This is a genomic window from Devosia algicola (assembly GCF_028816455.1).
GTDB classification, from domain to species: domain Bacteria; phylum Pseudomonadota; class Alphaproteobacteria; order Rhizobiales; family Devosiaceae; genus Devosia; species Devosia algicola.
The window spans coordinates 1,140,909-1,160,206 of sequence record NZ_CP118246.1 but is presented as its reverse complement, the minus strand read 5'-3'; the positions used below and the strand labels follow the sequence as shown (position 1 = coordinate 1,160,206).

The window sequence follows — 19,298 nt, the reverse complement described above, 5'->3', positions numbered from 1 at the left end:
AATGGCTGTTTGGCATAGGCGGGCTGGCAAGGACGATATTGTCCTGAACGCCATGCGCACGCTGGCCCTGCAAGACCCTGGCACCTACTGGCATTGTTTCCCAGAGCAGAAGCAGGCCCGTAAGGCCATCTGGAATGGTGTGAATGGGCACACTGGCAAGCGAAGGATATTTGAGGCGTTTCCCCTGCCGCTGATCAAGCGCATGCAAGATGATGACATGTTCATCGAGTTGCATAACGGGGCGACGTTCCAGCTTATCGGGTCGGATCGCTACGACAGCACGGTTGGATCTGGCCCTAAAGGCATTGCCTATTCAGAATGGGCGCTGAGCAATCCAAGCGCATGGGCGTACCACTCGCCCATGATCCGGGAATCTGGCGGCTTTGCAGCGTTTATCACGACGCCGCGCGGCAATAACCACGCCAAGACAATGTTTGACCGGGCCAAGGCCAATCCGAGTTGGTTCGCTCAATTACTAAGCATTGAGGACACAAAGGCATTAGACGCAGAGCAGCTGGCCGAGGCGCTGCAAGAATATCAGGATTTGCACGGCATTGATCTGGGCCGGTCCATATTCGAGCAAGAGTATTTGTGCTCATTCGCTGGCGCAATGGTCGGTGCTTACTGGGGCGCTGAAATGTCCCGCGCTGATCGTGAGGGGCGCATTTCGGTTCTGCCGGTGGATTGGGGGCACCCTGTCCATACTGCTTGGGACTTGGGTAAGGCGGTCAACAACCCGATCTGGTGCTTTCAGGTTATTGGCGGACGCCTCAAGATTGTGGATTTCTACCGGCCAGAGAATGATGACCTGACTGAGTGGGTCAAGTGGCTCGATGACAAAGGTTATCGCGGCGATGACTATGTGCCCGATGATGTGTTGGATTTCATCTGGGGCGCAAAGCACACCCGCTGGGACTTGCTCAAGCGGGCAGGTCGCAAGCCAAAGCTGGTCAAGCGCATTGCAGTGGCCGAGGGCATCCACGCTGGCCGTGAGGCCATCAAGGTGGCTGACTTCGACGCGGAGCGCTGCGAGTTGGGAGTTGAGGGCCTCAAGAACTACCGGCGCGAATGGGACGATGAGTTAAAGACGTTCCGAGAAAACCCGGTCAAGGATTGGGCCGAGCATATCGGCTCATCGTGGCGATACTTGGGGCTGGCATGGCGTGAGGCCATCAAGGTTGCACCACCCAAGGATAAGCCGAAAGAGTTGATTTACACCGCCAAAGCCAATGGCAGCGTTGTTGGCAATATGAGCGTGAAACAGGCCGTTGACGCCATGGTTAGAAGGAGACGCGCACGATGAAATCTAGGCTGGTTGATACGATCACCAATAACGAGGACCACGTTCGTATGCGTATTTTTGATGGTGATTTGAGTGTGGACGACGCCGCTTCGGAATTGATCCGTTTGGCTCATACTCAAAACGCTGCACGTATTGAACGTCTATCATCGTCTCTACAGCGTGCGAACGCGAAGTTGCAGTATGTGGGGCGCGGGTGGCGCGCTTATGCGGCCTGTCGTCTATTCTTCCGCGACCTGTTGGGTTAGAAGGGGGCGTAGGCCATGAGTTCTCAAGACTTTGATGCAGCCGTTATTAAAGAGATCGGTGATCGACTTCCAGATTGCCAGACAGTGCCCCCTAGCGGTAAGTACAATTCGTATGTGCGTCCCTATTTCCGCATTATTGAATTGAATGACGGTAACTTCGAACAAGAGAATATTCACATTGCGGCCACTTCATCGCAGATGAAAAAGGCGGCAGAACGTGGTGAAATCGAGGCCTTAGCCAAGAAGCTATGTGATAGTGCTGTCACCGCTTTTCAGGCCAACAAGTACCCAAACGCTGAGATCAAACGGATAGTCAAAGTTGACGCGTAGCCAGATTGTGGCAAGCAAAGCAAGGTAATCATTCATGTCTGACTATCTTAAGACCAACCGGCGCAAGCTGGACGGCGAAGCTTTGCGCCAAGACGGCAAGCGCTGGATCGAGCGCATCGAGGCCGCTGCCAAGCTGGAAAAGGACTGGATTGACGACGCTGAAAAGGCGGAAACTGCCTATACGGGCAAGCATGTTTCTGGCGATCACAAGGACTATGACTTCAACATTCTGTTCTCGAACGTTGAAACCATCGTTCCAGCTATCATCAATAGCCCGCCCCAACCAGACATTCGGCGCCGCTTTGCCGATAATGATCCGGTGGCCAAGGATGGCTCGGAAGTGCTCGAACGCGCTATCCGTATCCAGGTTGACGATAGTAAGCTGCAGATCGAAATGGAGTCGGCGGCGCAGGATGCATTCCTTGCGGGGCGTGGTATTGTTCGTCTGCGCTTCAAGGCAGACGTAGAAGGTGGAGAGACAGACAATGACGACCTCAAAGAACTCGCAGAAGACTTTGCAGAGGGCGAGGACGATGACAGCCCTGCGCCTACAGACCCAGAGGATAGCGATGCTAGCGACAGTGAGCAGTCTTACACTGACGGCAGCGTATCGGCCGATGACACTGGCGCAGAGAATGCGCAGGGCATGGGACGAAATGCCCAGCTATCTGCCACCGTCCGCAACGAACGCATCTGCTTCGAAGCGGTAAGCTGGCGCGATTATCGCCACGGCCCAGCCAAGCGCTGGGAGGACCGCCCATGGGAGGCCTTCCGCCACTCCATGCCCATGGAAGACGTTGAGGCCTTTGCCGATACAGCCCTGTCTACAGCCCAGCTTGTTCCAGAGGACAAGATTGCCGAGGGCAACACTGACAATGACGTTGTGGTTTGGGAGGTCTGGAACCGCAAGGATAGGTCCGTTCGGTTTATCGAGCAGGACACCGGCAAGGTTTTGAAGATTGTCGATGATCCACTTGGGTTGTCAAACTTCTATCCCATTTGCACGCCGATCCAGCCGATTGCGATCACTGGCCGTCTTATGCCGGTCAACCCGTTCTCGATCTACCGCAAACTGGCCGATGAGTTGGACACGACCACACGCCGCATCAACGCCATTACCAAACAGATGAAGGTTGCGGGCTGGTATTCGGGCGACGCCACCGAACTGTCCAACATGCTGGACTCGCTTGATACTGACTTTGTGCCGATCAGCAACCCAGAAATGTGGGCGCAGAACGGTGGATTGGCTGGTGCGGTCGCGTTCTGGCCCATTGAGAAATTCATCATTGCGCTGCGTGAGTTGTACAACAACCGTGAGGCCACCAAGCAGGCGATCTATGAAATCACCGGCATTAGCGACATTGTACGCGGTGCATCGGCAGCAGCAGAAACGGCAACGGCCCAGAACATCAAGAGCCAGTGGGGTTCGCTGCGCATTCAGAAAATGCAGCGCATGGTTGAGCGTGCGGCCCGCGATTTGTTCGTGATGATGAGCGAGATTATCGCATCCAAGTTCTCGGATGAGACATTGCAGACCATGACCGGCGTGCAACTCCTGCCAACTGAGCAGGAAATGCAGCCTATTCCGCCGCCGCCTATGCCACCCCAACCCCAACAAGGCGCTGACCCGCAGCAGTTGCAGCAAATGCAACAGCAGTTTCAGCAGGCCATGGGGCAATATAAGCAGGCCGAACAAGCCCGCCAGCAGAAATTGCAGCACCTTGAGGGCGTCCGCAAAATACTGAGCGACACAGCATCACGGTTTTATCGCATTGACGTTGAAAGCGACTCGACCGTTCGCGCCGACCTGACACAGAAGAAACAGGAGCAGGCCGAATTCCTACAGGGTACTGCGGCATACTTCAAGGGCGTTGAGCCAATGGTTGCATCTGGCGTCATGAGCAGGGAGGGGGCGCTGAAAATTTACGCCGCAACGGCCCGTCTGTTCACGCTTGGCAAGTCCACAGAGGATGCGCTCGATACTGAAGTCGCCCGCGCTGAGGAAGAAGCCAAACAGCCCAAGCAGGAAGGTCCGAACCCAGAACTGTTGAAACTCCAGCTAGAGGAACAAAAGGCCAAGTCTGCCGATGCTCAGGCGCAAGCCAAAATGCAGGCAGATGAGCGCGCCGCCAGCCAAAAGGCCCAGATTGAGGCCATGAAGGCGGAACAGGCAGGGCGCAAGGCTGAGGCCGATGCGGCACTGGCTCAATCCAAGCTAGAGATCGAGCAGCAGCGCATTAAGCTGGACGAATACAAGGCTCAGTTGGCAGCGGCTACCGCTATTGACGTTGCCGAAATCAAGGCAGGTAACGACGCTGAGGCCGACGCTTTGAACGCCACGCTTGAGAGCAGCCTAAACGTTCAGAACCACACCCACGAGGCTGAAATGCAAGTGCGAGATCAGTTGCATCAGCAGACCATGCAAGCGGCAGAGCATCAAAACCGAACGCAGGTTGAGGCCATGAAGCCGAAGACTACTGACACGGCAAAACCGAAGAAGAAATGACCCGATATATCTGGACCGACAAGGGCTTCGTTGATGCGTCAACGGGGGATCGCATGGCCATGCCTGAACGGGATGGAATTTGCCTGCCCCAGATCATCACAGAGCAGTTTGAGCCATTCATCAGCCCGGCGACTGGCAAGCAAATCACCAGCCGTGCCGATCACCGCTATGACCTTGCGGCAAGCGGGTGCCGGGTTCTTGAGCCAGACGAAAGCCCAACCAATGGCAAGTTGCGGAACAAGAGTTTTACCGACAAGCGCGGCCTCTCAGTCTCAGATGAATATCGCGATTATGACAAATCCACCAAACAGAAGGAAACATCATGAGCAGCGTCGAAGCTCTTGAGCAAGAACAGCCAACCACAGAAGCGCCTATCGAGGCAGCACCAGTAACGGAACAGGTCAGTGAGGCCGTAAGCCTTGATGATGAATTGGACGGCATCTGGGACCGCGCCAATGTGACCAATGGTGCCAACCGTGGCGAAAATGGAAAGTTCGTAAGCCCCAAGGGCGCGGAAGCCGAACAAACACCGGAAGCTGATGAGCAGACGGACGCGGCCTCACTGGAAGGTGAGACGGGAGAGGATCAGCAAGACGGTTCGACGCCCGTTGATGTTCCTCTCCCAGCCAATCGCCTCCTGAACAGTATGGACGCCGAATGGGCAACCCTTACGCCTGAACTACAGCAAAAGCTGACAGAGCGGTCCAATGAACTGCACACCAAGCTATCTGAGCAGGGTGCATTGGTTTCCAAGTTCAAGCCGCTCAGTGAAGCCGCTGGTGAGTTTGCCGAGTATTTCAACGGCAACCTCAAGGACGCGAACGGCGAGCCTATCAGTCAAGCTGATGGCATCCGCTATCTTGCCGGTATTCAGCGGGCCATGGATACGAACCCGCTCGAAACGCTTATGTCAATTGCCGATACCTATGGATTGCGCGAGCAACTCGCAGCAACCTTTGGCGGCGAAGTAAAATCGGTTCCGGCCGATCAGCAACAACTCCTGAACGAGATCGCAGGGTTAAAACAGACGGTTGCGCGTCTGCAAGACCCCGCCACCTTTGAGGGGGTTTTAGAACAGAGAGACCTTAAATCCGAGATTAGCCGCTTTGCATCGTCAAAGCCGCACTATGCTCAGGTTGAGGCCGATCTGCCGTTTTTCATCAACAAAGCAAAGACGCAATTAGGCGAGGGGGCAGCACGAACCGCTATTCTCGAAAAAGCCTATGACCTCGCCGTTCAAGCTGATCCCGCCCTAAGAGCACAGACCCAACAGGCCGCGCCAGCCGCCAAAGGGAATGCAGCCAAGGCCGAGGCAGCAAAGCGCGCAAATGGCGTCAACGTTACCTCAACCTCAACAGGCAAGGCCAAACAACCGTCATTGGATGACGAACTCGGCGCTGTCTGGGACAAACACAAAAGGGCATAAACTATGGCAACCCCATCTTCCGTCTTTACGGAAATGGTCACCACCACGTTGCGACACACCGCAACCGAAGTGACGGACAACGTTTCCAACCACAACGCGCTGCTACGCAAACTCAAAGCCAAGGGCAAGATCAAGTCCGTTGGCGGCGGATATGAAGCGCAGATCCCGCTCGAATACGCGGAAAACTCGACCTATACCCGTTACTCCGGGTATGACACCCTTAACACCAACGCCTCTGACGTGATCACCTCGGCCAAATACGATTGGGCTCAGGTTGCTTTGCACGTCACGGCATCGGGTAAGGAACTTCGCCAGAACAGCGGCAAAGAAGCGATGATCAACCTTGTGAAAACTCGCAAGGCCAACGCGATGAAAACCGCTGCCAACGAATTCTCCAAAGACCTGTATTCCGATGGCTCGCTGACCAACCAGATTGGTGGCCTGGCTAACGTTATCCAGACCAACGGACAGGGCACGGTCGGCGGCATCAACTCCGGCACTTGGGATTTCTGGCGCAACCAGTTCCGCGAAATGGCAGGGACCAACACCTACGACAAGACGACCATTCAGGGCGAGTTTAATGCCATGTGGTTGCCGCTGGTTCGTGGCGCTGACAAGCCTGACCTTATCGTTCTGTCGCACGACATTTACTCGGTGTTCGAGTCGTCTCTGCAGCAGAACATGCGTTACACCACTGCCAAGGAAGGCGAAGTCGGCTTTGGCGGCCTGATGTACAAGGGTGCTGAGGTCATTTTTGACGACAACACCAACTTCACCACCACTGCCGAAAAGGGATATTTCCTGAATACGGACTATCTCTATCTTGTCCAGCACAAGGAAGCGCAGTGGACCCCCGATGACGAGAAAAAGCCTCTCAACCAGGATGCGGTCGTTGTGCCGATGTACTGGATGGGCTTTCTCGCCTGTTCCAATCGTGCGCTTCAGGGCGTGCTGATTGACGCGGCATAAGGAGAAAAAACCATGACCGCATTTATTGGCGCAAGCCTGACCGCAACCTACACCACAGCCGATATGACGGGTGCCGAGTCCGGGAAAGTCCCCGGCATTGGTGACCGCTATGTTGACAACAACGGCAAGGAATACCGCTTTGTCCAATATAACGGCGGCGCTGGTGGCGTTGCCGCTGTCGCTGGGCATATGACGTTTTACTACGCCGTGTCGGGCGCATCTGCCGGACAGACCACAATCGTTACCTCTGACGCTACCGACTCCGGTGGCATTGGGGCTGGCGTATTGCAGGCAGCACCGGCGTCCGGTGACTATTGCTGGATACAGACACGCGGCGAGGCCACTCTGTCTGTTTCGCTCACGTCTGGCGCTGATGGTAATGCACTGACTGCCGGAACCGGTGATAGCACTCTCAAAGTGTCTGGTGCCGTTACCGACGCTGTTTGTGCTTTTGCTGTCGATGCGTCGGCCAAGGTCGTTTTCCTGACCTGCCCATAACCTTAGGGCATACCCAAACCTTGGGCCTCGCATTCGTGCGGGGCCTTTTTGTTCCACCTTCCAAACGGAGATTAGCGTCGTGGCTGATATTTTGATTACTGGTTTTACCCAGAAATACACCAAGAGCGGAGATCCTGTCGATTGGGTCACGTGGGTTCCAACCCATGCTCCGCAATCAATGAGCAACACAGAGCGCGTTGACCACCTCAACCCTGCCAACGTCAAACTGCCTGAGGGCGCGAATGGCGGCGAGAAGCTGAACCATATGGGCTTTATCTGGGCCACCATCGAACCAGCCTATAGGGCATGGAAAGAAGGCCGCGAAGTGCCTTTGAACGGCACGCCATTGGCTGCATGGCCGGGGATTACCCCAGAACAGGCAGACGTGTTCCGCCTTGTCGGCATCCGATCGGTCGAACAGGTCCGCGACATGACCGACACCATTCGCTCGAAGGTCCGACTGCCCAACACCCGCGAATTGCAGGATGCTGGCGCGGCTCTATCTTGAGAATAGCGGGGCAGCAGCCGCCGCCGAGCGTGAAGCCGCCAAGGATCGCAAGATTGCCGAAATGCAAGAGCGTATGGAGGCCATGGAAGCAATGCTGCAGGGCACCACAAAGCCGGTCGATGATGAGGTTATCGCCCTGCGCGCCGAACTGGACGCCAAGGGCATCAGCTACCACCACAAGGCCGGTGCGGCAAAGTTGCGCGAACTTCTCGACAATCAGGAAGCCGCATAAATGAGCATCCTATCGGTTTGCCAGACACTATCGACAAAGATCGGCATTGCTCGACCTACGGTAATCTATGGGTCAACCGATAGGGACATGCTGGCACTGCAAGGCGTCATTGCTGACGCAGTGCTGGCCATCAAAGAAGCCCACGATTGGCAAAAACTCAAGGCCATCGCCACAATGACCGGGGACGCAACCAAGGTCGGGTTTGATCTGCCAACGGACTATGACCGAATGCTCAAGACCGCAAGCCTATGGTCCAGCAGGTATCTGTGGGCAATGAACCACATTCTTGACTCTGACAAATGGCTTGAACTGCTGACCATCCCCTATACTCAGGTCACCGGGTCGTGGACCATTTACGGCGATCAGGTGCAAATTCTCGACACCATGGCAACGGGCGACACGGCCAAGTTTTTCTATATCAAGAACCTGCCGGTGGTTGCCGCCGATGGCACGACATTCAAACCCGCCTTCACCATCGACAGCGATGTTTTCCGGCTCAATGAGGATTTGCTGCGCCTCGCCATTATCTACAAATGGAAGCAGGCCAAGCAGCAATCCTATGAAGAGGAAATGAATGATTTCAATATCATTCTAAACCGCATGATCGACAAGGACGGTGGTGGCAAGCCCATCGTATCGGGACGCCACTCAACACGCGGCATGAACGTTGCTTGGCCAGGTACTATCAGCGGGGTTTCGTAATGCTTGCACAAGGTGCCCGTAAGCCAGCAAAAAAGCGCCCCCAGACGTTCACGCCAAAGCCGTTTGTTGCGCCAACTCGCGGATGGATTTCAGCAACCAATCTGGCGGCTGCTCCGGTTGGCGCTGCTCAAATCCTTGAGAACTGGTATCCGACCACAACCGGGATCAAAATGCGATCTGGCTCGCGCAAGCACGGCACGGCATCAACCACCGAACCGCTTGAAAGCCTGATTACCTATATTGGCTCTGCAACGCGAAAAATGTTCGCCGCCGCCGATGGCAAGATCATTGAACTGACCGCACCAGCCAGCACCACTACCGTTCCAACGGCTGACGTGTCGGGCCAGACCAGCAATTACTATTCGTTTGCCAACTTCCCTACATCGGGCGGTAACTACATGTCGGTGGTTAACGGCACTGACGATTTGCAGCTTTATGATGGTTCGGCATGGGCGTCGATTGATGGATCGTCAACACCGGCAATTACCGCAGTCACGACCAGCAATTTGAGCCATGTGAACGTTTACCGCAACCGGCAATGGTTTGTCGAAGCCGGGACAATGAACGCATGGTATCTGCCGACTGATAGCATTGGCGGGGCCGCGAGCAAGGTTTCCTTGACCGGCGTTTTCCGCAAGGGCGGGGCGCTCCTGTTCACAGCTACATGGTCATTTGATGCAGGCCTAGGGCCGAATGAGGTAATTGTCTTTGCTTCAACGGAGGGAGAATTTGCGGTTTATAATAGCGATCCCGCGCTAGACGATTGGGGCATAATCGGGCTTTACGATGCATCGCCACCATTGGGCAAAAACGCCTATTTGCGCGTCGGCGGTGATTTGCTGGTGCTGACCGAGATCGGTCTTATTCCAATGTCGGCAATCAAGCAAAAAGACCCGGCAGCTTTGGCCCTAGCCGCCATCAGCCGGAACATTCAACCCGACTGGCAAGCAGAGGTTCTGGAACGCCGCACCCTACCATGGGAAATCGTCAAGTGGACCAGCCGAAATATTGCCTATGTCAGTTGCCCGGTAACCGCTGTCGAGACGGTCACGCCGCCGATCTGCTTTGCAGTTAACCTTGAAACGGGCGCTTGGTCAAAGGTAACGGGCTGGAATACCCGCTGCATGGCCCTTCACGATGACAGTGTTTATTTCGGTACCAATGCCGGAACACTGATGCAAGCCGATATTACCGGTACTGATGATGGCGAACTGATCTATTACACCTATGTCGGGCACAATGACCATTTGGGCCGCTTGGGGCAAGATAAGACTGTCTTGCAGGCGAGGGCAATTTTCCGAACCAAGTCGGCATTTACCCCGCAACTGTCGGTCACGACCGACTATCAGAACAATCTACCAGCCTATCCCAATGCAGCCACTATTACCGATAGCCCCGGCGAATGGGACGTTGGCCTCTGGGACGTTGCCAAATGGGACACCGGAGCGAACTATTACACCTCGCAAACCTATTGGGTAACGATTGGCATATCGGGTTTCAGCCACGCGCCAATTCTGCAGGTTGTGAGCGGATCAACATCAGCCCCATCGGCTGAGTTGGTCGTGTTTGAGGTTCTATTTGAACCGGGCGGCGTTGCTGTCTGATGGTCGATCTACTTTATGGCCACAATGAAACCGTTGCCCGGTGGGTCGCGGCGCATATCCCTGGCTGCGAGGCGGGATTTAACAACCCAACCGCGATTGGCGTTCTCGACAACGGCAAGCTGATCGGCGGCACGGTTTTCCATAACTGGCACGAGCCTTGCGGCGTCATTGAAATGTCTAGCGCTGGAACCTCACCCCGTTGGCTGGCCCCGAAAATGATCCGGGCCATCTTTGGCTATGTATTTGATCAACTGAATTGCCAGATCGTCGTCATGCGCGTTTCCGAGCGCAACAGGCGCATGGTTCGCATTGCCGAGCGGTTCGGGTTCACCGGCTATCTAATCCCCCGCCTACGGGGTCGTGACGAGGCGGAATGGGTGTTTACGCTCACTGACGACACATGGCGCAGCCATAAATTGAATAGGAGATAGTCCATTGGGCAAGCCATCCACTCCACAAGCCCCAGATCCCGTTGCAACCGCCAATGCGCAGACCGCTTCCAACAAGGAAACGGCTATCGCACAAACCGGCCTCAACGCGATCAACCAAAATACGCCGCAAGGCAGCTTGACCTATAGCCAGAACGGTACTTGGGCCGATGGTACGCCAAAATTCACGGCTACCACGACGCTAAGCCCTGAGCAGCAGAAACTTTATAATACGGGCATTGGCACGCAACAGAACCTTGCGACCTTGGGACAGCAGCAGTCAGACCGTCTTGGCGGTTTGCTCGACAAGCCGTTTTCTCTGAGCAATGACGCCACCGAGGCCCGCACCATCGAGTTGGCCAACAAGCGGCTAGAACCGATGCTGGCGCAGCAGCGTGAGGCCCAAGAGGCCAGTCTTGCCAATCGCGGCATTCGCTTGGGTTCGGACAATTATAACACCGCCCAAACCCAGATCAGCAACAATGAGAATGATGCGCGCAATCAGCTTATTCTGAATGGTCACAGCCAAGCTGTTCAAGACGCGCTGACCGAGCGAAACCAGCCATTGAACGAGATTATCGGGCTTGCCTCTGGCTCGCAGGTGCAATCCCCTCAATTCGGCAGCACCCCGCAAACCGGCATGGCAGGCACGGACGTGGCCGGGATTACCCAAGGGGCCTACAATGGCCAGATGAACGCCTATAACCAGCAAATGGGGCAGTACAACAGTACCATGGGCGGTCTATTCGGGCTGGGTGCTAATGCGCTAATGGCATTCTCTGATCGGGATCTGAAGACCAACATTCGCTCAACCGGCGAGAAAATCGCAGGCGTTCCGGTCAAGGAATGGGATTGGAAAGACGGTAGCGGGCATGATGTTGGCGTTATCGCTCAGGAATTGGAGCGTAAGCACCCCAAACTGGTTGAAATGGACCCCAGCGGCTACAGGAAAGTAAATTACGGTGGGTTGATGAAGCTTGGCCGGCGGAGGGCATCATAATGGCGTTTCAGAACCCGTTCACGTGGGGCGCTGGGGGGCAAAAGGCCAGCCCGTCCAGTATCAAGCGCCAATCGGAGATTGCAGCAGCACTGGCCGCACGTAGTGGTGCGCCTCGTAACGTGGGCGAGGGGCTAAACCGCGTTGGAGAGGCCTTGCTTGCCAATTCGATGAACTCGCGCGCCGACGCAGGGGCAGCGGAAGGCGCAACGTCCCGCAAAGCTATTATGGACGCCCTTCTTGGCAACCCTGACCCGACCATGGCTGATATTGGCGGCGCATTGGGCAATGAGTGGGTAACATCGGACCCCGGTTCCAGTGCTATCGTTCAGGCCCTTCTTGGGCAGGAAATGAAGCAGAACGATCCATCTTCACAACTCGATATGCAGTATAAGCAAGCCCAGCTAGATGCGCTGCAAAATCCCGTACCTGATCCAACCTATCAGATGATTTCGCCGGATGACGCCAAAGCAATGGGCCTGCCGGATGGCACCTACCAGCGCGCGCCAGACGGGCAGATCAAGGCGGTTGGCGGCAGCGGGCAGACGATCAATATCGGTGATGGCACGCCGGGGCTTGGCAAGCTATCGACCGATTATGGATATGTTCTGGACGAGAGCGGCAAGCCCAAGATTGATCCAGCAACAGGGTTGCCGACCGCTGCCCCGGTTCCGGGTTCGCCCGCAGCACTGGACGTCGCCAAAGCCGCACAGGCCGCGCAGGATAAGTCTGCCATGACTTCACGCAATGGCAACATTGTGGTTGAGGACATTGACCGCGCTTTGGCCACGCTGGACAAAGACCCGACTTGGACAACTGGCGTTCTGGGCCAACTTATGGGCAACCTCAAGGGCAGTTCGGCTGATCGGCTCAATAACCTGCTTGATACGGTAAAGGCCAACTCCGGCTTTGATAAGTTGCAGCAGATGCGCGATGCTTCACCAACGGGCGGCGCATTGGGACAAGTTTCCGAACAAGAGAACAAACTGCTTCAATCTGCCATTGGTTCGCTGGCAACCAGTAATGCCGATGATCTGGCCTATAATCTCAAGCGCGTCCAACGCATTTACGATGAAATCATCAATGGTCCGAAGCAGGATAAGCCTGCGGGCGAAGCTGATTACAATGCCGAAACTCCGCCCGATGATTGGGGCGGCGATCCGGCCCTATGGCCTTACATGTCCCCAGAGGATCGTGCGCTATGGTAGAGATGAGTATTGCTCAACGCCGCGCTATTGCGATGGCTAAAGCGCGGCAGGCGGCAGCAAATGCCAGCCAGGCATCGCAGCCGCAGGTTGCCGATACGAACAGCATGGATTTGCCCGTACCCGGCGTGAATGGCGGTTATGATCCGCGTTATCAGCCGCTAGACCGTGGTCGGCCCGCACAAGCGCCGGTTGATGATAGTGTCCTTGCCAAGGTTGGCCGTGGCCTGAATGCCGCCCAAAGCGGGGCAATGCAGGGCATGACCTTTGGGCTGAACGATGAAATACAGGCTGGTTTGCGCACGCCGTTTCTGATGGCGCGTGATGCTGTTCAGGGGCAAGGCGTCGATCCGGGCAGGGCCTTCAATGAAGGCTTGGACCACTACCGCAAGATTGATGAACAGCTTGCGCAGTCCAATCCCAATGAGGCAACAGTCGGGAATATTGTTGGTGCCGTTGGCAATGGGCTTTCTCTATCAAGAGCCGGGTTGAGCCTGATGAAGGGGGCCGCCCCGACTGTTGGTTCCATGGCCACTCGTGGCGCTGCCGAGGGGGCGGCTTATGCTGCGGCTCATGGGTTCGGTAGCGGCACCGATATGAATGATAGGATCAATCAGGCGGTAAGTGGCGCGGGCTGGGGTGCCGGTGCCGGTGGGTTCCTTGGGGCGTTGGGCGGGGCTATCGCCAGCAAGTCCGCCGCCGGGAAAGTACCAACCGTTGAAAGTCTGAAGGCCGAGGCCGGAGCGCTATACGACAAAGCCCGTGCTAATGGTGCTGTGGCCCCGCAACCGGCCACGCAAGCCCTAAACCAGACTATGAAGGGTATTGCCACCAATGAGGGTTTAATCACGCCTACGGGGCGAGTGAATTCATCATACCCCCGCATTGCGGAGACGCTCAAAACTTTTGATGACTTCTCCAATGGGACTATGGACGTGGCGCAAGCCCAAGCTGTCCGCAAGGTATTGTCTGACGCAGCCAAGAGTAACGAACCGGGGGAACGCCGCATTGCGACAATAATGCTGGACCAGTTCGACCAGTTTCTTGACCCGTTGGCTCCTGAAATAAGCGTTGCCAACCAGATTTATAGCCGCGCCAAGAAGGGTGAGGCCATCCAGACGGCTATCGAATTGGCCCGGTCGCGAGCCGGTCAGTTCTCCGGGTCTGGCTTTGAAAATGCCTTGCGCACCGAATTCCGGGGCCTTGACCGTCAAATCATCAAAGGGCAGTTGAAAGGGCTGACGCAGCCGGAAATTGATGCGATCAGGCGTGTTGCCAATGGCGGGCCTGTCGAGAACATTCTGCGATTTGTTGGAAAGGCCGCACCAACCGGCGTTGTCAGTATGGGCGCAGGATTTGGCGTTCCGTTTGCCGTGGGCAATGCCGTGGGCGGGCCGGGGGTGGGCGCTGCCGCTGGTGCGGTCACTATGGGCACAGGTTTGGCAGCGCGGCAGGCTGCAACGGCTATGCAGGCTGGTAACGCCCGGAACGCTATTGTTCAGGCCCTTATGGCGGGTCAAGCGCCAGTCAAGGCCAATCCAGCTATTGCGCCGACTGTGCAAGCGCTCATTGCGGGGCAGGGTGTTGAGGCACCCAAGATCAACCCCGCGATTGCAAGGGCACTGGCTGGATACTAGCTACAAGTGTGGGTTAGGAATTTACAACTAAGCCAATAGCCTAATTGCCCAAAAGGCGAGGTGAGGATTGAAACCCCAATCCCAATTGCGAGCATTAGAAAAAACAACACCAGCAACTTTAGCCCGCCCGGTGCAAAGAACGGCTCCCCCTTGATCGGGGTTGCTTTGTAGTCTTTCGGCTCTAAGTCGATCTCTTTCATTCCGCACAAATAACCTGTTTTCACCTCGGTCACAAGCCGGGGCTTTTTCTATGGGGTGATTACTCTAATGACACTAGCAAAAGTCAGCAACTTCATTGAAAAGCTGGCCCCTGCGGCGATTGAGATCGGGGCAAAATACGGGCTTGATCCCAATCTCATCCTGTCGCAATCGGCGCTGGAAACAGGCTGGGGCGAGAAAGTCGCCGGAAACAACTATTTTGGCGTCAAATCGCATGGCAAGCCGGGTGGCCAAACGGTCTCAACCCATGAGGAAGTCAACGGCAAACTAGTGCCCGTCAATGACAGTTTCCGCGCTTATGACACGCTCTATGGCAGCATGGAGGATTACGCCAAGTTCCTGCGGGACAACCCTCGATACAGCGACGTATTCAACCAAACGACTGCTGATGGTCAGATAAAAGCAGTGGCGGACGCGGGTTACGCCACCAGTAGCAAATATCTGCCAACCCTGCGTGCTGTGTCGAAAATGATCGATCTGACGCCGTATCAGAACGGCGATGCTATGCAGGCTATCAACAAGATGGTTCCGGGCGCACAGCCCCAAACCAATGCTTTGGCATATGCACCCACGGCAAAAGCCCCCCAATTATGCGAGCACCGCAAAAGCCCGGCAATAACCTGTTTGCCTCTCTCGGCGGCGGCATCAACAACGTTATCGGCGCTATTCAGGGCAACGCCAACCCCATCATGAAGGCCGCTCAGAACAGCATGTTCAGCACAGTGGCCGGTAGAACAGCCATTGGTAAAATGTTGATGGCCAAGAATATCGGCTCAGCCCCAACGGCTGTTGCAGGGTTCCAGCCCGGTGGATCGCAGGTCATGGCCGTGACCGGGCAGGGGTCTAGCCCCATGACCCTGATGAGATCGGCAAGTAGCCCGTCCCGCTCATTCGATGCAGACGTACACGCAGGCCAGAACATGGATGTGTATCGTGCCAATCGGGCAGCAACGGGCGGTCCAATCACTCAATCCAGCATTAACAGCGCTCTTGGCTCCGGCAAGACGCTCTACAAACGCGCATAGGAGTCCAATATGCCTCGTGACGGTTCAGGTGTAGCATCGCCCCCAGCGGGTACCACCGCAACGCCAAACACTACCATTCTCAGTGCAAACTATAATGCATGGGTTGCAGACGTAACGGCCATTTTTAACACGGCGTGGCCTGTCAGTCTGGGCGGCACCGGCACCACTGATCTGGCGTTTCCTGATGGCACCATTCGCATCAAAAACACCGCCGACCCGTCCAAGAAGATCGCCTTTGATGCATCCGGCATTACCACTGGCACAACGCGCACAATAACGGTTCCCGATGCAAACGGTACGATAGCGCTCACCAGTAATATACCCACGGTGCCCATCGTTACGGATTGGGTTGCGTACACGCCCGCGTTTCAGGGGTTTGGAACGCCGACTGGCGTTAGTATGTGGTCGCGCCGGGTAGGTGACACGCTACAGATCAGGGGAAAATTCACTACCGGGACGGGAACGGCTGTCGAGGGGCGCATTTTTCTTGGCTATAACGGCACAAGTTCAAACGTCGCATCTGACTCGACCAAGGTCGTGTCGATCCAGTTGGCGGGTACCCTCGTACTCAGCATTGGGGCGAGCGTGTATTCTTTCTACGCGCTCATCGAAAGCGGGACTGGTTACCTTACCTTTGGTTTCCATGACGCGACGACTTCAGGCATGACCAAGCAAACCGGCAGTCAGTTGGGCACCGCGACTACGGTTTCAATCATGGCTGAAGTGCCGATCTCAGGTTGGGGCAGCTAAATGGCGGTCTATACCGGATCATGGCCGTTCACCCTGTCGGTTGATGCGAACGGCGTTTACTCCTTGACTGACGAGGTTGCCCCATCCGCACCAGTTACCGCCCCAGGCGTTGCCTTTGCTGGTTATACCCAGAGTGTCCCACTCTCTGCGCTGATCCCGGCAGACGACACCGTCCCGCAAAGTTACGAAGGCACGGAAATCCTGAGTGTCCCATTCGCAGCATCATCGGAGACCGCCGCCGTTCTAGTCGATTTTTCCGGTTCGGCGTTTAACGATACCGGCGACGGGGCGATTATTTCAACACTATTTATTGACAGTGAAACAAATGCGCGCCAAACGGCTTTGGCCAATCCGCCTGCGGCTGGCTATTTCGTTACGGCAAGTCTCAAATATCAATTGGTGCCCGGTGACACAGAATTACACACCTATAAAATCCGCGTCGGTGGTGCGAGCGGGACTATCCGTTTTAATGGCACTGGTGCTGGTCGTTTGTTCGGCGGCTCTGCTGCTGCCATCCTTGCTGTATCCGAGTCAGGAGAGCCACCCTAGTGGGGTTCAAGGGCAATGGCATCAAGTCACTGAAGTCTCCACTTGGAGTGGCCGCGACGGAGCGGGCTTTCTAGCGCTTGGCGATGATCTATATCTTATGGGCGGGTGGAATACCGCTTGGACAAACGGATTTACCACCAACGAGGTCTGGAAATCATCGGACGGCGGCAGATCATGGGTTCAGCTTCCAAACGCACCGTGGGAAAGTCGCCACACAGCCGGATGGCTGGTTCACGACAATAAGTTGTGGGTGCTTGGCGGGGATACTTTGTCGGGGCACTATCAAACAGATGTTTGGTCATCGCCAGACGGGGTGAACTGGACGCTTGCGACTGCCAATGCGCCTTGGGCCTCGCCGGGACGAGTTTTGTTCCAATCGTTCGAACATGACGGAAAAATGTGGGTAGTTGGGGGCCAAACTCTTGACGAATACACGCCGGGCCATGAAGCAAACCGCGCCGCTGGTCCATACTATAGCGATGTTTGGTCATCGGCGGACGGTGCCAACTGGACAAAGGTGTCTGACGGAAACGCTTGGGCACCGCGCGGGCTGATGATCGGAAGTGCGGTCAAAGATGGGTTTATGTGGCTCATTGCCGGCGGGGCCTATGATACCGCTGGTAATCCTCGCATCTATAAAAACGATGTATGGAAGTCTGCCGATGGTGTCACATGGACCGAGGTTACACCGGATGGGGGTTTTCCCCCCGGCAATTCGTGGTCACAGGGGTTTTGGGTGACGAATTGGTTCTTTTCGGCGGATGGGACGGAGCCAATAGGAGCGATGTTTGGGCGTCAAAGGATGGCGTTTCGTGGCGAGAAATCAAGGGCACACCTTGGAGCGCCAGACACGCTCTATCTGTATGCACATTCAAGTCGCAACTATTAACCCTGGGCGGTACGCTCACTGATACATCTGTGTGGGCGCTGAACTAGCGTTCCCCCCTGATTTGTAGATCAACCAAGGTCTCGCTTTTGCGGGGCCTTTTCTTTTGCCCAATTTTTGGAGACTACCCACATGGCACTGAACAGCGCCACGCTTAAACTCGTGCGTGAATACGAAGGTTTTGTGGACCACTGGTACCCGGACCCTGCTCATGGCTGGAAGGTGCCAACCTGTTGCATTGGTCACACCGACGCGGCTGGCGATCCGAAATATGCCGACACCAAAAGCAAGCGGTTCAGCGAGGGTGAGGCTTACGACATTCTGGCCAAGGATTTACGCGCCGTTGAAGCAATGGTTAACCGGGCCGTCAAGGTTCCGCTCAACGCAAATCAGCGCGGCGCTCTCGTGTCATTCACCTTCAATCTGGGCGGGGGCAATCTCAATAAGTCCACCCTGCTCAAGAAGCTGAACAGGGGCGACTATAAGGGCGCGTCAAAAGAATTCAGCAAGTGGATCAATGCCGCCGGGAAGCCCATGGCTGGCCTCAAGCGCCGCAGGGAAGCCGAACGGCTGCTGTTCCTGTCCACTGAGGGGCTAGACGACGCCCCCGCCCCTTCCACACCCAAATCCACCAAGAGCCCGCTGGCGGCTCTCGCTGCTGCTCTGGCGGTCATTGTCGCGGCTGCGGTCACATTTCTCAAAGCAAAGGGGATACTGCCATGATCAAGGAACTGTTCAACCATGCCAAGCGCTGGCGCACATGGATCGTGAATGTGCTGTTCGGCATCATCATTACGCCCGATCTGGTGTTCGCGCTGCTGGGCTTTGATTGGTCCACCATTGTGCCCCCGAAGTACATGCCATTTGTCACCATCGCGGTTGTCATTCTCAACGTCTGGATGCGCCCGCGTCCTGCCGTGCTGGCCCATGATCCAGAAGCGCAAGTCTCCAAGCTGCGCAAAGAGGTTGGCGAGTATCAGGGCGAGAACGTCTGATGGACTGGCTCATATCGATAGCCATGGGGTTTGTGCCCTGGTGGGTCTGGATCATCATTGCTGGTGCCACTATCGGGGCAGCATTCAAATATCTTGGCTGGCAGGGCGTCTTGGGCGCCGCAATCGCCGTCCTGACCCTTGGCGCCTACCGTGAGGGCTGGCGCTCTCGTGATCGGTACAAGCCGCCGTCCGATGACAAGCTGATCGGGCCTTATACCCCGCCACCAACCCGCAAGCGCAATGTTTGGTCCGCTTGGGACATACTAAGAGGCAGGAATGACTGA

General features: G+C 55.9%; 23 protein-coding genes. All 23 read left to right on the top strand.

What is annotated here, in order from left to right; genetic code table 11:
* Nucleotide 1 precedes the first annotated feature (1 nt).
* The 23 genes from PSQ19_RS06070 to PSQ19_RS05960 all read left to right on the top strand — a co-directional run bounded on the left by PSQ19_RS06070 (nucleotide 2) and on the right by PSQ19_RS05960 (nucleotide 19,298).
* Nucleotides 2–1,303 (top strand): hypothetical protein, encoded by a 1,302-nt coding sequence (locus PSQ19_RS06070; RefSeq protein ID WP_282220024.1) that lies wholly within the window; start codon nucleotides 2–4, stop codon nucleotides 1,301–1,303.
* A complete protein-coding gene (locus PSQ19_RS06065; protein WP_282220023.1) occupies nucleotides 1,300–1,548 on the top strand; it encodes a hypothetical protein in 249 nt (82 codons plus the stop codon). Before PSQ19_RS06070 ends, PSQ19_RS06065 begins: the two co-directional genes overlap by 4 nt.
* 15 nt (nucleotides 1,549–1,563) lie before the next feature.
* A complete protein-coding gene (locus PSQ19_RS06060; protein WP_282220022.1) occupies nucleotides 1,564–1,878 on the top strand; it encodes a hypothetical protein in 315 nt (104 codons plus the stop codon).
* Nucleotides 1,879–1,912: 34 nt separating this feature from the next.
* Nucleotides 1,913–4,384 carry a cell envelope integrity protein TolA gene (locus tag PSQ19_RS06055; protein ID WP_282220021.1) on the top strand — a complete coding sequence of 824 codons (2,472 nt, stop codon included), beginning with the start codon at nucleotides 1,913–1,915 and terminating at the stop codon, nucleotides 4,382–4,384.
* Complete coding sequence (locus PSQ19_RS06050; protein WP_282220020.1) at nucleotides 4,381–4,710, top strand: hypothetical protein; 330 nt, start codon at nucleotides 4,381–4,383, stop codon at nucleotides 4,708–4,710. The genes PSQ19_RS06055 and PSQ19_RS06050 overlap by 4 nt, the downstream gene beginning before the upstream one ends.
* Entirely contained in the window at nucleotides 4,707–5,810 is a 1,104-nt protein-coding gene (locus PSQ19_RS06045) for a hypothetical protein (protein WP_282220019.1), read from the top strand. The genes PSQ19_RS06050 and PSQ19_RS06045 overlap by 4 nt, the downstream gene beginning before the upstream one ends.
* Nucleotides 5,811–5,813: 3 nt before the next feature.
* Complete coding sequence (locus tag PSQ19_RS06040) at nucleotides 5,814–6,779, top strand: phage major capsid protein (RefSeq protein ID WP_282220018.1); 966 nt, start codon at nucleotides 5,814–5,816, stop codon at nucleotides 6,777–6,779.
* A gap of 12 nt (nucleotides 6,780–6,791) precedes the next feature.
* Entirely contained in the window at nucleotides 6,792–7,277 is a 486-nt protein-coding gene (locus PSQ19_RS06035; RefSeq protein WP_282220017.1) for a hypothetical protein, read from the top strand.
* A 79-nt stretch (nucleotides 7,278–7,356) separates the two neighbouring features.
* On the top strand, nucleotides 7,357–7,785 hold the full coding sequence (locus tag PSQ19_RS06030; RefSeq protein WP_282220016.1) for a hypothetical protein: 429 nt from the start codon (nucleotides 7,357–7,359) through the stop codon (nucleotides 7,783–7,785).
* On the top strand, nucleotides 7,763–8,017 hold the full coding sequence (locus PSQ19_RS06025) for a hypothetical protein (protein WP_282220015.1): 255 nt from the start codon (nucleotides 7,763–7,765) through the stop codon (nucleotides 8,015–8,017). Before PSQ19_RS06030 ends, PSQ19_RS06025 begins: the two co-directional genes overlap by 23 nt.
* Nucleotides 8,018–8,719, top strand: a complete 702-nt coding sequence (locus PSQ19_RS06020) for a phage adaptor protein (protein ID WP_282220014.1) — start codon at nucleotides 8,018–8,020, stop codon at nucleotides 8,717–8,719.
* A complete protein-coding gene (locus PSQ19_RS06015; protein ID WP_282220013.1) occupies nucleotides 8,719–10,323 on the top strand; it encodes a hypothetical protein in 1,605 nt (534 codons plus the stop codon). Before PSQ19_RS06020 ends, PSQ19_RS06015 begins: the two co-directional genes overlap by 1 nt.
* A complete protein-coding gene (locus PSQ19_RS06010) occupies nucleotides 10,323–10,754 on the top strand; it encodes a GNAT family N-acetyltransferase (protein ID WP_282220012.1) in 432 nt (143 codons plus the stop codon). Before PSQ19_RS06015 ends, PSQ19_RS06010 begins: the two co-directional genes overlap by 1 nt.
* 4 nt (nucleotides 10,755–10,758) lie before the next feature.
* Complete coding sequence (locus PSQ19_RS06005) at nucleotides 10,759–11,751, top strand: tail fiber domain-containing protein (protein ID WP_282220011.1); 993 nt, start codon at nucleotides 10,759–10,761, stop codon at nucleotides 11,749–11,751.
* On the top strand, nucleotides 11,751–12,956 hold the full coding sequence (locus tag PSQ19_RS06000) for a hypothetical protein (protein ID WP_282220010.1): 1,206 nt from the start codon (nucleotides 11,751–11,753) through the stop codon (nucleotides 12,954–12,956). The genes PSQ19_RS06005 and PSQ19_RS06000 overlap by 1 nt, the downstream gene beginning before the upstream one ends.
* Complete coding sequence (locus PSQ19_RS05995; RefSeq protein ID WP_282220009.1) at nucleotides 12,950–14,590, top strand: hypothetical protein; 1,641 nt, start codon at nucleotides 12,950–12,952, stop codon at nucleotides 14,588–14,590. Before PSQ19_RS06000 ends, PSQ19_RS05995 begins: the two co-directional genes overlap by 7 nt.
* 267 nt (nucleotides 14,591–14,857) lie before the next feature.
* Nucleotides 14,858–15,502: a glycoside hydrolase family 73 protein gene (locus PSQ19_RS05990; RefSeq protein ID WP_282220008.1), complete on the top strand. Its 645-nt coding sequence runs from the start codon at nucleotides 14,858–14,860 to the stop codon at nucleotides 15,500–15,502.
* A gap of 17 nt (nucleotides 15,503–15,519) precedes the next feature.
* Nucleotides 15,520–15,834 carry a hypothetical protein gene (locus PSQ19_RS05985; RefSeq protein WP_282220007.1) on the top strand — a complete coding sequence of 105 codons (315 nt, stop codon included), beginning with the start codon at nucleotides 15,520–15,522 and terminating at the stop codon, nucleotides 15,832–15,834.
* 9 nt (nucleotides 15,835–15,843) lie between these two features.
* Nucleotides 15,844–16,584 (top strand): hypothetical protein, encoded by a 741-nt coding sequence (locus PSQ19_RS05980; protein ID WP_282220006.1) that lies wholly within the window; start codon nucleotides 15,844–15,846, stop codon nucleotides 16,582–16,584.
* Nucleotides 16,585–17,133: a hypothetical protein gene (locus PSQ19_RS05975; RefSeq protein WP_282220005.1), complete on the top strand. Its 549-nt coding sequence runs from the start codon at nucleotides 16,585–16,587 to the stop codon at nucleotides 17,131–17,133.
* Nucleotides 17,134–18,151: 1,018 nt separating this feature from the next.
* Nucleotides 18,152–18,742: a lysozyme gene (locus PSQ19_RS05970; protein WP_282220004.1), complete on the top strand. Its 591-nt coding sequence runs from the start codon at nucleotides 18,152–18,154 to the stop codon at nucleotides 18,740–18,742.
* Nucleotides 18,739–19,014 carry a hypothetical protein gene (locus PSQ19_RS05965; protein WP_282220003.1) on the top strand — a complete coding sequence of 92 codons (276 nt, stop codon included), beginning with the start codon at nucleotides 18,739–18,741 and terminating at the stop codon, nucleotides 19,012–19,014. The genes PSQ19_RS05970 and PSQ19_RS05965 overlap by 4 nt, the downstream gene beginning before the upstream one ends.
* Nucleotides 19,014–19,298, top strand: a complete 285-nt coding sequence (locus PSQ19_RS05960; RefSeq protein ID WP_282220002.1) for a hypothetical protein — start codon at nucleotides 19,014–19,016, stop codon at nucleotides 19,296–19,298. The genes PSQ19_RS05965 and PSQ19_RS05960 overlap by 1 nt, the downstream gene beginning before the upstream one ends.